Origin of the sequence: Pseudomonas sp. HOU2, assembly GCF_040729435.1 — a bacterium.
Lineage (GTDB): Bacteria > Pseudomonadota > Gammaproteobacteria > Pseudomonadales > Pseudomonadaceae > Aquipseudomonas.
This window is the reverse complement of the sequence record NZ_CP160398.1, coordinates 2,766,194-2,779,885: the sequence shown is the minus strand read 5'-3', so window position 1 is coordinate 2,779,885 and position 13,692 is coordinate 2,766,194. Positions and strand designations below refer to the sequence as shown.

General features: G+C 60.7%; 11 protein-coding genes. 3 read left to right on the top strand and 8 right to left on the bottom strand.

Features of this window, described 5'->3' with window-relative positions:
• Positions 1-383: 383 nt before the first annotated feature.
• Positions 384-2,324 carry a BCCT family transporter gene (locus ABV589_RS12535; RefSeq protein ID WP_367086194.1) on the top strand — a complete coding sequence of 647 codons (1,941 nt, stop codon included), beginning with the start codon at positions 384-386 and terminating at the stop codon, positions 2,322-2,324.
• Between the two features lie 196 nt (positions 2,325-2,520).
• On the opposite strand, the gene choV is transcribed toward ABV589_RS12535, so the two are convergent.
• The 3 genes from choV to ABV589_RS12520 form a co-directional block, all read right to left on the bottom strand.
• On the bottom strand, positions 2,521-3,699 hold the full coding sequence (choV, locus tag ABV589_RS12530) for a choline ABC transporter ATP-binding protein (protein WP_064589581.1): 1,179 nt from the start codon (positions 3,697-3,699) through the stop codon (positions 2,521-2,523).
• Complete coding sequence (choW, locus tag ABV589_RS12525) at positions 3,696-4,541, bottom strand: choline ABC transporter permease subunit (RefSeq protein WP_007962645.1); 846 nt, start codon at positions 4,539-4,541, stop codon at positions 3,696-3,698. The genes choV and choW overlap by 4 nt, the downstream gene beginning before the upstream one ends.
• A 66-nt stretch (positions 4,542-4,607) precedes the next feature.
• On the bottom strand, positions 4,608-5,555 hold the full coding sequence (locus ABV589_RS12520; protein WP_007962644.1) for a choline ABC transporter substrate-binding protein: 948 nt from the start codon (positions 5,553-5,555) through the stop codon (positions 4,608-4,610).
• A 436-nt stretch (positions 5,556-5,991) separates the two neighbouring features.
• Here ABV589_RS12520 and ABV589_RS12515 point away from each other — a divergent pair, with 436 nt between their 5' ends.
• On the top strand, positions 5,992-7,368 hold the full coding sequence (locus ABV589_RS12515; protein WP_007962642.1) for an L-serine ammonia-lyase: 1,377 nt from the start codon (positions 5,992-5,994) through the stop codon (positions 7,366-7,368).
• A gap of 601 nt (positions 7,369-7,969) precedes the next feature.
• Entirely contained in the window at positions 7,970-9,073 is a 1,104-nt protein-coding gene (locus tag ABV589_RS12510) for a GlxA family transcriptional regulator (RefSeq protein WP_007949927.1), read from the top strand.
• A 153-nt stretch (positions 9,074-9,226) separates the two neighbouring features.
• Here ABV589_RS12510 and ABV589_RS12505 read toward each other — a convergent pair whose 3' ends face one another.
• From ABV589_RS12505 to ABV589_RS12485, 5 genes are all read right to left on the bottom strand, one after another.
• On the bottom strand, positions 9,227-9,490 hold the full coding sequence (locus ABV589_RS12505; RefSeq protein WP_007962640.1) for a hypothetical protein: 264 nt from the start codon (positions 9,488-9,490) through the stop codon (positions 9,227-9,229).
• A gap of 341 nt (positions 9,491-9,831) precedes the next feature.
• Positions 9,832-10,995: a gamma-butyrobetaine dioxygenase gene (locus tag ABV589_RS12500; RefSeq protein ID WP_367086031.1), complete on the bottom strand. Its 1,164-nt coding sequence runs from the start codon at positions 10,993-10,995 to the stop codon at positions 9,832-9,834.
• A gap of 23 nt (positions 10,996-11,018) precedes the next feature.
• Positions 11,019-11,495, bottom strand: coding sequence for a thioesterase family protein (locus ABV589_RS12495; RefSeq protein WP_367086030.1), 477 nt, complete (start codon positions 11,493-11,495; stop codon positions 11,019-11,021).
• Between the two features lie 179 nt (positions 11,496-11,674).
• Positions 11,675-12,640 carry an L-carnitine dehydrogenase gene (locus ABV589_RS12490; RefSeq protein WP_367086029.1) on the bottom strand — a complete coding sequence of 322 codons (966 nt, stop codon included), beginning with the start codon at positions 12,638-12,640 and terminating at the stop codon, positions 11,675-11,677.
• A gap of 156 nt (positions 12,641-12,796) precedes the next feature.
• On the bottom strand, positions 12,797-13,684 hold the full coding sequence (locus ABV589_RS12485; RefSeq protein ID WP_007962632.1) for a 3-keto-5-aminohexanoate cleavage protein: 888 nt from the start codon (positions 13,682-13,684) through the stop codon (positions 12,797-12,799).
• Positions 13,685-13,692: the final 8 nt, after the last annotated feature.

The following is a 13,692-nucleotide window of genomic DNA, read 5'->3' as shown; positions in this document are numbered from 1 at the left end:
TCTGCGACAAATCGTCGCTGCCTACAGATTATTTCTGCTTGTAAATGGCGATAAAACGACATCCGAAAATGCTTGAAACCTGCGTGGAGCATGGCGCGGTTCTCTGTTCGATGGACGTGTTGAATGGGCAAGACGCTCGGGGCCAGGTTTCGGATGAACGTCCGCACAGCTTTGGCCACGAAAGCGATTCGCAACGCCATTTCGGCAAGTTCGGGCTTTTTTCGGGGTGTCTTTATATCACCCGCCGGTCGGCTGCCAACTAACCGATTGGTCGGGTTCCGTGTTGCCTTGTGTTCTTCTCTCGCACTGCCTGGAGCATTTGTGCCATGAGTTCTGCCTCTCTTATAAAGACCCCGCCCGAGAAGGTGACGGTCAACGGTTGGGTGTTTTACACCTCTACCGCGTTGATTCTGTTGTTGACCGCCATTCTGATCATCGCCCCGCAAGAGGCCGGCAGAATGTTGGGTATGGCTCAGGCCTGGTTGTCGCGCAGCTTCGGCTGGTACTACATGGTAGTGATCGCCGCCTACCTGGTGTTTGTGGTGGGGCTGGCGTTTTCCTCCTACGGCAAACTCAAACTGGGCAGCAAGGACGACACTCCGGATTTCAGTTACGGCGCCTGGGCGGGGATGTTGTTCTCGTCGGGTATCGGTATTTCGCTGCTGTACTTCGGCGCCTCCGAGCCGCTGGATCACTACTTCAATCCGCCGGAAGGCGCGTCCGCTACCAACATGGCGGCACGTCAGGCTGTACAGCTGACCTTCCTGCACTGGGGCCTGCACGGCTGGGCTATCTATGCGCTGGTCGGTCTGGCCGTGGCGTACTTCGCTTACCGTCATAACCAGCCATTGGCCCTGCGCTCGGCGCTGTATCCGCTGGTGGGCGAACGTTGGGTCAAAGGCGCGGCCGGTCACGCAGTGGATGGTTTTGGCATGTTCGTGACCCTGCTGGGTCTGGTGACCAACCTGGGGATCGGCTCGCTGCAAGTGTCCTCGGGCCTGGAAAACCTGTTCGGCATGGAGCACAGCAACACCAACCTGCTGATCGTGATCATCGTGATGAGCACCGTGGCGACCATCGCTGCCGTGTCCGGTGTGGAAAACGGCATTCGTCGTCTGTCCAACCTGAACATCGTGCTGTTCAGCGGTCTGCTGATTTTCGTTCTGCTGTTCGGCCCGACTTTGCACTTGCTCAACGGCTTCGTGCAGAACATCGGCGACTACCTCAACGGCGTGGTACTGAAGACCTTTGACCTGTACGTCTATGAAGGCGACAGCGCCAAGTCCGACCGCTGGCTGGGCCTGTGGACCCTGTTCTACTGGGCGTGGTGGATTTCCTGGGCACCATTCGTCGGCATGTTCATTGCGCGTATTTCCCGTGGTCGTACCGTGCGTGAACTGGTCGCTGGCGTGCTGCTGATCCCGCTGGGTTTTACCCTGGCATGGCTGTCGATCTTCGGTAACTCGGCACTGGATCTGGTGATGAACCAGGGCGCGGTGGAACTCGGCAAGACGGCGCTGGAACAGCCATCTATGGCGATCTACCAGTTGCTGGAACACTACCCGGCGTCGAAAGTCGTCATCGGTGTGTCGATCTTCGTCGGTTTCGTGCTGTTCCTGACCCCGGCCGACTCCGGCGCGGTGATGATGGCGAATCTGTCCTGCAAGGGCGGCAACGTTGATGAAGATGCGCCGCACTGGCTGCGGATCTTCTGGTCGGTGGTGATCACCCTGGTGACCATCGGTCTGCTGTTTGCCGGTAACTTCGAAGCCATGCAGACCATGGTGGTGCTGGCCGGTCTGCCGTTCTCGGTGGTGTTGATCTGCTTCATGTTCGGCCTGCACAAGGCGATGCGTCAGGACGTGCACATCGAACAGGAGCAGGCGCAACTGGCTGAACGCGGTCGTCGTGGTTTCAGCGAGCGTCTGACGCAACTGGACCTGCAACCGAGCCAATCGGTGGTGCAACGCTTCATGGACAAACACGTGACCCCGGCACTGGACGACGCTGCTGCGCAGCTGCGTGCACAGGGTCTGGAAGTGCAGACGCTGCTGGGCAAATCCAAGCGCTGCATGGGCGTGCGCGTCGAGATGGAAGAGGGCAACCCTTTCGTCTACGAAGTGAGCCTGGACGGCTACCTGGCGACCCCGACCGAATCGGCCCAGTCCGATGAAGCGCGCCAGCGTTACTACCGCGCCGAGGTGTATCTGCACAACGGCAGCCAGGATTACGACCTGATGGGCTTCACGCAGGATCAGATCACACGCGATGTGCTCGATCAGTTTGAAAGCCATCGGCAACTCCTTGGCCGGGTGTATAGCTAACCCTTGAGTTAATGGTGAAGCTGTTGTGGCGAGGGAGCTTGCTCCCGCTGGGTTGCGAAGCGACCCCAGGAATTTGTGAGTGCTGCGCACTCAAGCGGGAGCAAGCTCCCTCGCCACAGTTGTCCATGTCTCATGTCAATTTCTGTACCAACAAAAACGCCGCGATCCTCTCGCGGCGTTTTCGTGTCCGGGGTGTTTACCCCAGGTTCTTGCCCAGCAACGCGTGATACAGCTCGCTGTCGCCAAGAATCCCCACCACATGGTTGTTGTCGTGCAGCACCAGTTTGTTGCCGGTCTGGTAGCGAATCTGCAGCGCGTCGCGCATGCCGATGTTCGAGTCCACCAGGGTCGGCTTGCGCTCCAGCGCTTCCACCGCTTGGCCCGGTGCCCAGTTCTGCAGGTTCAGCACCGAACCGTTCTGCCGCGCACCCTTGATCGTGTTGCCTTCAGCCAGGTCCAGCCACGAATCGCCACCCGGGTCGAGGCACACCGAACCGTTGATGCGTTTGCAGTTGTCCAGCGTGCGCATCAGGCTGCGACCGCAGAGCACGTTGAGCGGGTTGGTGTGGGCCACGAAGGTGCGCACATAGTCGTCCGCGGGGTTGAGCACGATCTCTTCCGGCACGCTGTACTGGATGATCCGGCCGTCCTTCATGATCGCGATGCGGCTACCCAGTTTCAGCGCCTCGTCGAGGTCGTGACTGACAAACACGATGGTCTTGCTCAGCTTGCGTTGCAGTTCCAGCAGTTCGTCCTGCAGGCCTTGGCGGATCAGCGGGTCGAGTGCCGAGAACGGTTCGTCCATCAGCAGAATGTCCGCGTCCATCGCCAGCGCCCGCGCCAGGCCCACACGCTGCTGCATGCCGCCGGAGAGTTCATCGGGTTTCTTGTTGCGCCACTGGGTCAGGCCCACCAGTTCAAGCTTGTCGTCCACCAGTTTGCGCCGTTCCTTCTCCGGGCGACCCTGCATCTCCAGACCGAAACTGATGTTCTCGCGCACCGTCAGCCACGGCATCAGGGCGAACTTCTGGAACACCATGGCGATGCGTTTGGTGCGCATCATTTTCAGTTCGGCCGGGGTGCAGGAAGCGATGTCGATCTGCTTGCCTTCGTGCTCGACGAACAGCTTGCCGCGGCTCACGGTGTTGAGGCCGTTGATGCAGCGCAGCAGGCTCGACTTGCCGGAGCCGGACAAGCCCATCAGTACACAGATCTCGCCCTTATTGATGTCCAGACTGGCCTTTTCCACGCCAACGATCTGCCCGGTCTTTTTCAGGATCTCGTTGCGCGTCATGCCCTGATCCAGCAGCTTGAGTGCCTCGCGTGGATCCTTGGAGAAGATTACGTCGACGTCTTCGAAGCGAATTATGCTCATGCGTCACCCCCTACTTTGGCGTCGGGTTGTTTGCAGATACGGTCGAGCATGATCGCCAGCAGTACGATCGCCAGGCCTGCTTCGAAGCCCAGGGCGATATCAGCAGTGTTCAGTGCGTTGACCACCGGTTTGCCGAGTCCGTCGGCGCCCACCAGTGCCGCGATCACCACCATCGACAGCGACAGCATGATGCACTGGGTGATGCCGGCAGCGATGCTCGGCATGGCGTGAGGCAGTTCGATCCGTGAGAGCAATTGGCGACGCGAGCAGCCGAAGGCTTTGCCGGCGTCCATCAGTTCTTGCGGGACATCGCGGATGCCCAGGTAGGTCAGGCGGATCGGCGCAGCGATGGCGAACACCACCGTGGAGATCAGGCCCGGCACCACACCCAGCCCGAAGAGGGTCAGGGTCGGAATGAGGTAAACGAAGGTCGGTACGGTCTGCATCAGATCGAGTACCGGCCTCATCAAAGTGTAGAACATCGGCTTGTGCGCGGCGACGATGCCCAACGGCACGCCGATGACCACGCAGACCAGGGTCGCGAACATGACCTGGGCGAGGGTTTCCATGGTTTCCTGCCAGTACCCCAGATTGAGGATCAGCAGGAACGAGGCAATCACAAAAACAGTCAGCCCCCATTTGCGCTGGATGAAATGCGCGAGCAGGGCGATGAGGCCGATCAAGACGAAAGGATTGAACCAGGTCAGCGCAAACGTCACGCCGTGGATCATCGTTTCCAGGGTCACGGCGATTGCGTCGAAGGTGCTGGCGCCGTGTTGCGTCAACCATTCGACGAAGCCCGCGATGTACTGGCCTAAAGGGATTTTCTGATCAATCAGCATGGTAGTGAACGTCCGCATGCAAGGAATAAACAGCCCGGGCGAGCGAACTCGCCCGGCGTAAGGCAATTACTGTGCGAGCTTGGCTTTCACGGCTTCCAGGCCAGGTTTACCGTCAATGGTGGTCACGCCAGCGAGCCAGGTATCGAGCACCTGTGGATTCTTTTTCAGCCAGGCCTTGGCGGCCGCTTCAGGCTTCATCTTGTCGTCGAGGATGTTGCCCATCAGCTCGCTTTCCATGTCGACATTGAACTCCAGGTTTTTCAGCAACTGACCGACGTTGCTGCATTCGGTGGAGTAGCCCTTGCGGGTGTTGGTCGCCACGGTGGCGGCACCGAAGTCGGGGCCGAAGAAGTCATCGCCGCCGGTCAGGTATTGGATCTTGAAGCGCTTGTTCATCGGGTGCGGCGCCCAGCCGAGGAAGACCACGGCGGTGTCGCGTTTCTGCGCGCGATCAACCTGCGAGAGCATGCCCGCCTCGGACGATTCGACGACCTTGAAACCGGCGTCCTTGAGACCGAAGGCGTTCTTGTCGATCATGCTCTGGATCAGGCGGTTGCCGTCGTTGCCAGGCTCGATGCCGTAGATCTTGCCGTCGAGTTCCTTCTTGAATTTGGCAATGTCGGCGAAGTCATGCAGACCCTTGTCATACAAGGCTTGCGGCACGGCGAGGGTGTACTTGGCGCCCTTGAGGTTGGTGCGCACGGTTTCCACGGTGCCGGCATCGCGGTAGGCCTTGATGTCGTTTTCCATGGTCGGCATCCAGTTGCCGAGGAACACGTCCATGTTCTTGCCGTCGGCCAGCGACTTGTAGGTCACCGGCACGGAAATCATGGTGGTCTTGGTCTTGTAGCCGAGGGCGTCGAGCACCACCGACGTGGTGGCGGTGGTGGCGGTGATGTCGGTCCAGCCGACATCGGAGAAATTCACGGTACTGCACTGCGCCGGTTCTGCGGCTTGAGCCAGTAACGGCAGACTCAGCATGGCGGCCAACAACAACGACGGGGAACCTTTCATGGATGGACTCCTTGGTGTTTTTTTTGGCAGTGTTCCGACTGTGGACCACCGCACTTATAGGTTGCGGTTGGATGGCGTTCTGGAGACAGCTCTACCACGGCGCCTTGCAATCGAGTCATAACGATCATGTACCAGTGAAAATCTGACGCCTACAGGGTGGGTCGTATCCAGTACAGGGATGGTCGCATCCAGTGTCAGTGACGTCGTTTACAGCTTTTTTCCGCCCCGTTTGGCCATCTGAACCGCATAAAAACGGCGAAAACACGGGAGGAAACCGGCACGGCGTTGGTGGGCATGAGTGCGTCGGTGTCAGACGCCGAGCGACCTGACAAAAGCCTGATGATGCGGGCATTCCGGCGGATCGCAGCTTGAGCGTAGCAGCTCCGCCAGCGGGCGCTTAACGCCCGGGAACGGCATCCTCAGGAGCTCTGCAGCAATGGCTATCAGCGTTTTCGACCTGTTCAAAATCGGCATCGGCCCGTCCAGTTCCCACACCGTCGGCCCGATGCGCGCCGCCGCCCTGTTTGTCGAAGCGCTACGCGACCGGCACCTGCTGGAGCAGGTACGGCGTATAGAAGTGCAACTGTTCGGCTCGCTGTCGGCTACCGGTATCGGCCACGGCAGCGACAATGCAGTGATCATGGGCTTGATGGGCGAGTGGCCGGACGCAATCGACCCGTCGCAGATCGGCCCGCGCATTCAGGCGCTGCGCGAAACTCACACGCTGTTATTGGATGGTCGTCTGTCGGTGCCGTTTGTCTGGGCCCGCGACATGCGCCTGATCGACGAAAACCTGCCGTTCCATCCCAACGCCATGACTCTGGTTGCCGAAGGCGATCACGGCGAGATTCATCGCGACACTTACTATTCGGTCGGTGGCGGTTTTGTGGTGGATCAGGCGCAGGCGTCCAGCGGCGTGGTCGATCTGGATCGCACCGAATTGCCTTATGACTTTTCCAGCGCGGTGGAACTGCTGCAGCTGTGCCAAAAGAACAACCTGCGTGTCGCCGAACTGATGATGGCCAACGAAAAGGTCTGGCGCAGCGAAGAGGAAATCCGCGCCGGACTGATGAAGCTGTGGCGGGCGATGCAGGATTGCGTGGAGCAGGGCCTCAAGCACGAAGGCATCCTTCCCGGCGGTCTCAATGTGCGCCGGCGCGCGGCCAAGTTGCATCGCAGCCTGCAGGAGTTGAACAAGCCCAATGTGATCGGCTCGACCCTCAGTGCCATGGAGTGGGTCAATCTGTTTGCCCTCGCGGTCAACGAAGAAAACGCGGCGGGTGGGCGCATGGTCACCGCACCGACCAATGGCGCGGCAGGGATCATTCCGGCGGTGTTGCACTATTTTATGAAGTTCAGCGAAGCAGTCACCGACGCCAACGTCGTCGACTACTTTTTGGGTGCGGCAGCGGTGGGGATTCTGTGCAAGAAGAACGCCTCGATCTCCGGTGCCGAAGTTGGCTGCCAGGGCGAAGTCGGCTCGGCCTGCGCGATGGCGGCAGCGGGTCTGGCGGAGATCTTGGGCGCGACACCGGAGCAACTGTGCAACGCGGCGGAAATCGGCCTGGAACATAACCTTGGTCTGACCTGCGATCCGGTCGGCGGTCTGGTGCAGGTGCCGTGCATCGAGCGCAACGCAATTGCCGCTGTGAAGGCGATCAACGCGGCGCAGATGGCCCTACGCGGCGATGGTCAGCACTTCATCTCGCTGGACCGGGTGATCCGCACCATGCGTGATACCGGCGCCGATATGCATGACAAATATAAAGAGACCTCGCGGGGTGGTCTGGCGGTTAGCGCCGTTGAGTGCTGAGACATTTTTCTGTGGCGAGGGAGCTTGCTCCCGCTCGGCTGCGCAGCAGTCGCAATCAGCTTGGTGCGTTTCAACTGAGGGACCGCGAAGTCTGGTTTGGGCCTGCTTCGCAGTCCAGCGGGAGCAAGCTCCCTCGCCACAAGAACCTGTAACCCTCCCTGGGAATATGAGCAGACCAGTCAAAACTGCTCACCAAGTGCACACGCTAATCAAATCACGCCACCTTTTAGCGCGTCGCAATCAGACAAGAGTGTTTCCCTCCCACAGCGCACCCTTCGCGTTGCCTACCGTCCGTCACCCGTGCTTGCGGTGACACTCTGAAACAACCCCGCGCAAGCCTGTTCCCACAAGTGCTACCGATCTGCTCACAGGCAGCGGGGCAGGGCTCTCGACGCCGCTGATGGCACTTCGAAACACCCTGTGTCCGACGTCTTGAATAGACACGTCGCGACGTCGTTTTCAGGAGTTATTGAACAGCCATTCAATTTTAGGCATGGCAATTGCTCTGTCATAACAAAGCCCGTCTCCCACGCGAGAACGCCGGCAATAACAAGAGCCTCCGCCTGAGGCCATCACCCGCTTTGTGTGAGGAGATACCGCGATGACGTCGTTCAACTCCGGGGCCCAACCCCAGAACCGTGCGCCTCAATCCATCGGCTTTCTGCTGCTGGACAATTTCACGCTGATTTCCCTGGCCTCCGCAGTCGAACCCCTGCGCATGGCCAACCAATTGTCCGGTCGCGAGTTGTATCGCTGGAGCACTCTCACCGTCGATGGCGGCCAGGTGTGGGCCAGTGACGGTCTGCAAATCACCCCTGACGCCTCCATGCACAAAGCCCCGCCGCTGGACACCGTGATCGTCTGCGGCGGTATTGGTATTCAACGCACCGTGACCCGTGAACACGTGTCATGGCTGCAAAGCCAGGCGCGTCAGTCCAAGCGTCTCGGCGCCGTGTGCACCGGCAGCTGGGCTTTGGCGTGCGCCGGGCTGCTCGACGGTTTCGATTGCAGCGTGCACTGGGAATGTCTGGCAGCGATGCAGGAAGCCTTTCCGCGCGTGGCCATGAGCACGCGCCTGTTCACCCTCGACCGTAACCGTTTCACCAGCTCCGGTGGCACCGCGCCGCTGGACATGATGCTGCACCTGATCAGCCGCGATCATGGTCGTGAGCTGTCTGCCGCGATCTCGGAAATGTTTGTCTACGAACGCATCCGCAACGAGCAGGATCACCAGCGCGTGCCGCTCAAGCACATGCTCGGCACCAACCAGCCGAAGCTGCAGGAAATCGTTGCGCTGATGGAAGCCAACCTCGAAGAGCCGATCGACCTCGACGAACTGGCAGTGTACGTCGCCGTGTCGCGTCGACAGCTGGAGCGGCTGTTCCAGAAATACCTGCACTGCTCGCCGTCGCGCTACTACCTCAAGCTGCGCCTGATCCGCGCGCGGCAGCTGCTCAAGCAGACGCCGATGTCGATCATCGAAGTCGCGTCGGTGTGTGGTTTCGTCTCGACGCCGCACTTCTCCAAGTGCTACCGCGAATACTTCGGCATTCCGCCGCGTGACGAACGCGTAGGCTCCAACACCACCCAGCAAGTGGCGATGCTGCCGCTGCCGCAGGCGATCGTGATGTCGCCGCTGTCGGGGCCGATGTCGGCGTTGAGTCAGGCGCGTAATGAGTCGACGTTTGCCAGCGTAAGGTTGTAGACCGGAAAGTTTTTGTGGCGAGGGAGCTTGCTCCCGCTCGAGCGCGAAGCGCTCGTTAAACCTGCGAATGCGATTTATCTGGAACAGTGCATCTGCCGGTTTGGGGCCGCTTCGCGGCCCAGCGGGAGCAAGCTCCCTCGCCACAGTTACTTGTCAGGCGCTGTGGCTTTGCTGGTAATCCGCCAACGCCGGCAACAACTGCTTGTCGATCGCCTGGCGCACCGCAGGCTGGATACTGGCGCCGCTGGTGTACATGTCCTTGACCATCTTGCGCAGTTCAAACGCGCGAACATTGTCCAGACCACGTACCGCACACTCGCAGGCCTGCTCCGCTGTGGAGCCGCTCGGCACCTGAAACCCCAATGCCTTGAGCTGGCCCAACAGGTCTTCCTGATCGATCAAATCGGCGTACATCATGGCGCGCATCCTTCTTCGGTAACGGAGGTCGTGGCTCGATTCTGGTAGGCATGCGGAGGGACGGCAAGGGCGATTTGTCGCAGTGGCTGCGACGGCTATGAACAGGTCGTTTTCGGCTAACTGACCGCCCTGGGGAGTGGGCACACTGGACTCAGCTCGCTACACGACGGTTTGGTCACCCTCGACTGGCAGCTCCTCAACAGTACCCTCTGCCCCGATCCTGTCACGGCTTGTATCGGGGCTTTTTTTAGTTTCATGAAAGTCAAAAGATCGCAGCCTGCGGCAGCTCCTACAGTTGAAATGTGATCCCCTGTAGGAGCTGCCGAAGGCTGCGATCTTTTCTAGCGTTGCAACACCAGAATCCGCGACAACAACTCATCCCGATCGATGTAGCAGCCCTGGAAATGCCGCGCCCCGCTGGCAGGATCAAATGCGTTGCGCGCATGCAGCGTGCGGCGATTATCGAAGCACCACAGTTCACCCGGATTGAGTCGCTGCATCAGGCGAAAACGTGGCTCACGGGTCATCGCAATCAAGCGCCGATAGGCCCGGTACAGCAGCGGCATTTGCTCCACCGATGTATCGAATGCACCGCGCAGAAAGTTCGCCATGCGCATCTCCGCAACCCGGCCCAACGCGTCCAGCGCAATGATCGGCGCCAGGCAGCGATAGTCGCTGTGGCGGTCCTTGTTGCGAAACTCCACGGGGATTTCGCACAGCGCCTGGAACAGCTCCGGTGCTTCCTGACGCAAAGCATCGGCAATCGCAAAACCATCGACGAAAATACTCTCGCCACCCTCGGCATCATTCACCAGGCAATGCAGAAATTGCAGACCCGGTTGCAGTTCGCGAGTCGGCAAGTCGGTGTGCAACGGCAGGTTGAAAGCGGTGTAGGCGTTGCTGTCGGCATCGGCCTTGGACTGCACGTTGAACAGCACGCCGAAGTTGCTCTCGCGGATGAACGAAATGCGCTGTGCGATCAGCTTCAGCGATCCCGGTTCGGTGGGCACGCCGCGTACTTGCGTCAGGCCGATGTCGCGCACCGCGATCAGCCATTGCAGCAGCGCGCCGTTGTCGTTCATCAGTGCGGCGTAGTCGAACACCGGCAACTGCAGATCGCTGCGCCACAGATACGCTTTGGGTTTGCCTGCCAACCGTTCCGCGCGCGATTGCTCGTCATAGGCGTGCGCGCGCAACCAGCCGGGGTCGAAGCGGCTCTGGTGACCGTCCTGCCAGTCGATGCGCAGGCAGCCGTCGCTGTCGATATGGGCGGCGGCAGGTTTGAGGTCGGCTGCGGCATCGACGATCTCGAACACCTGCTCGCGAGTGACGGTGTAGACGCACTGCTCGCACGGACAGTTGTCCCGCAACCAGACATGATGAAACGGGCTGATGCGGCCATCGGCCCAGGCAATCGACACGCGATCCGCCAGGTTCTGCACGCCGCTCAGCGCGCTGATCAACGGATAAGTACGGAAATCGGCAACAGCGGCAGCGGTGTGCATGGCGGCTCCTTGCGTGGGAGGGATTAACGGGCGGGTGGCAGAGCGATGACACGGCCGATGTAAGCCGGGGCGGGCAGATCGACTTGCTCGGCGACGATGGCTTGCAGACGGCTCAGGGTATCGGCGGTGAACGGTGCCGAGCGCGGGCCGGTGAGATCGACGTGCAGCAGCATCTGCTCGTTGCCGGCCAGTTCCTGGTCGCCGCCGGCCAGGTGCAGGCTGTGATAGAGGTGCAGGCGTTTACTGTCGTGACCGATGATCTTCGTGCGCACCTCGACCTCGGCGTCGAGCTTCACTTCGTGCAGATAATTCAGATGCAGTTCGAGGGTGAACAGCGAGTGGCCGCTGGCTTCGCGGTTGTTGCTGTCCATGCCGAGACGGTCCATCAGCGCGTCGGTGGCGTAGCTGAAGATCAACAGGTAGAAGGCGTCGCGCAGATGGCCGTTGTAGTCGACCCAGTCGGGGATGATGGTGGTTTGGTAGGTGGTGAGAGTGGGCATGGTTGAACTCCATAGATCGCTGGCGTAATGCACATTGTGGCGAGGGAGCTTGCTCCCGCTGGGCTGCGCAGCAGCCCCAAAACCTCTGATCGCGGTGCGTCGGTCAGACAGCATTCACTGGTTTTACGACCGCTTCGCGGCCGAGCGGGAGCAAGCTCCCTCGCCACAGGGGAAGGCGATTACTCGCTGAAACTCATCCCGTGCTTTTCCTTGGTGGTCTTCACCGCCTCCAGCACCGCCAGCAGGCAGTCATCACGATAGCGCTCCAGCGCCGCAATGCTGTGGCGACCGAGCTGATCGCTGGTGCCATCGACCACGTCATCTATCAGCTTGTCGGTCAGCTCCGGTGCCGGCAGGTAGGTCCATGGCAACTGCAACGCCGGGCCGAACTGCGACATGAAATGACGCATCCCAGCGTCACCACCGGCCAGCGTATAGGTCAGGAACGTGCCCATGAACGACCAACGCAGCCCGGCACCAAACCGTATCGCATCGTCGATCTCACCAGTGGTCGCCACCCCGTCGTTGACCAGATGCAGCGCCTCACGCCACAACGCTTCGAGTAAACGGTCAGCGATAAACCCCGGCACTTCCTTGCGCACATGCAGCGGGCGCATGCCGAGGGATTCGTAGACTTTCATCGCCGCTTGCACCGCTTCCGGTGCGGTGTTCTTGCCGCCGACCACTTCCACCAGCGGCAACAGGTAAACCGGGTTGAACGGGTGACCGACCACGCAGCGCTCAGGGTGGGTCGAGCTCTCGTAGAACTCGCTTGGCAACAGGCCCGAAGTGCTGGAGCCGATCAGCGCATTGGGTTTGGCCGCCGCGCTGATTTTGCTGTGCAGTTCCAGTTTCAGCTCGAGGCGTTCCGGAGCACTTTCCTGGATGAAGTCGGCATCGCGCACGCATTCTTCGATGGTCGCGACAAAGCGCAGACGGTCCTGCGAAGCACCGGGCGCCAGACCGTTTTTCTCCAGCGCGCCCCAGGCATTCGCCACGCGTTTGCGCAGCGCAGCTTCTGCGCCGGGCGCCGGGTCCCAGGCCACCACGTCGAGGCCATGGGCGAGGGCACGCGCGACCCAGCCGCTGCCGATGACACCGCTGCCGAGGGCGGCGAAGGTTTTGATGTCGGTGATAAAGCTCATGGGAACTCCCTGAAGAAAGTGTTTCCTGTAGGAGCTGCCGCAGGCTGCGATCTTTTGATTTTGATTGTTTGAAGCAAGATCAAAAGATCGCAGCCTGCGGCAGCTCCTACAGGTGAAGTTTGGGGGGCAGTCAGGGCCCCATTTTTTTGGCTGAGGTCAGCCGCGCTGGGTCAGGCCCATCTTCTTGCGGCCTTCAGCCGGGGTCAGCACGCGGGCGCCGAGGCGGCTGAGGATCTCGGTGGCGCGTTCGACCAGTTGGCCGTTGGTGGCCAGCACACCCTTGTCCAGCCACAGGTTGTCTTCCAGGCCGACCCGCACGTTGCCGCCGAGCAGCACCGCTTGCGCGGCCATCGGCATCTGCATGCGGCCGATGCCGAACCCGGCCCACACCGCATCGGCGGGCAGGTTGTCGACCATGGCTTTCATGGTGGTGGTGTCGGCGGGGGCGCCCCACGGGATGCCCAGGCATAGCTGGAACAGCGGGTTGTCGAGCAGGCCTTCCTTGATCATCTGCTTGGCGAACCACAGGTGACCGGTGTCGAAAATTTCCAGCTCGGCCTTCACCCCCAGCTCGGTGATGCGCTTGGCGCCGGCGCGCAGTTGCGCCGGGGTCGAGACGTAAATGGTGTCGCCGTCGCCGAAGTTCAGCGTGCCGCAATCGAGGGTGCAGATTTCCGGCAGCAGTTCTTCAACGTGGGCCAGACGGGTCAGCGGGCCGACCAGGTCGGTGTTCGGGCCGAACTCCATCGGGTGCTCGCCGGCACCGATTTCCAGGTCGCCGCCCATCCCAGCGGTGAGGTTGACGATGATGTCGACATCGGCCTCGCGGATGCGCTCCATCACTTCGCGGTACAGCGCCACGTCACGGCTGAACTTGCCGGTCTGCGGGTCGCGCACATGGCAATGGACGACGGTGGCGCCGGCCTTGGCCGCTTCTACTGCAGCCGCGGCGATCTGTTTTGGGGTGACCGGCACGTGGGGGCTTTTGGCGGTCGTGTCGCCAGCACCGGTGAGTGCGCAGGTGATGATGACGTCGTGGTTCATGGTGCGGT

Excerpts from the sequence above, each read along its gene's own strand:
- choV (WP_064589581.1), bottom strand. The coding sequence starts at position 3,699 with ATGAGCATAATTCGCTTCGAAGACGTCGACGTAATCTTCTCCAAGGAT.
- choW (WP_007962645.1), bottom strand. The coding sequence starts at position 4,541 with ATGCTGATTGATCAGAAAATCCCTTTAGGCCAGTACATCGCGGGCTTC.
- ABV589_RS12520 (WP_007962644.1), bottom strand. The coding sequence starts at position 5,555 with ATGAAAGGTTCCCCGTCGTTGTTGTTGGCCGCCATGCTGAGTCTGCCG.
- ABV589_RS12515 (WP_007962642.1), top strand. The coding sequence starts at position 5,992 with ATGGCTATCAGCGTTTTCGACCTGTTCAAAATCGGCATCGGCCCGTCC.
- ABV589_RS12510 (WP_007949927.1), top strand. The coding sequence starts at position 7,970 with ATGACGTCGTTCAACTCCGGGGCCCAACCCCAGAACCGTGCGCCTCAA.
- ABV589_RS12505 (WP_007962640.1), bottom strand. The coding sequence starts at position 9,490 with ATGATGTACGCCGATTTGATCGATCAGGAAGACCTGTTGGGCCAGCTC.
- ABV589_RS12500 (WP_367086031.1), bottom strand. The coding sequence starts at position 10,995 with ATGCACACCGCTGCCGCTGTTGCCGATTTCCGTACTTATCCGTTGATC.
- ABV589_RS12495 (WP_367086030.1), bottom strand. The coding sequence starts at position 11,495 with ATGCCCACTCTCACCACCTACCAAACCACCATCATCCCCGACTGGGTC.
- ABV589_RS12490 (WP_367086029.1), bottom strand. The coding sequence starts at position 12,640 with ATGAGCTTTATCACCGACATCAAAACCTTCGCCGCCCTCGGCAGCGGT.
- ABV589_RS12485 (WP_007962632.1), bottom strand. The coding sequence starts at position 13,684 with ATGAACCACGACGTCATCATCACCTGCGCACTCACCGGTGCTGGCGAC.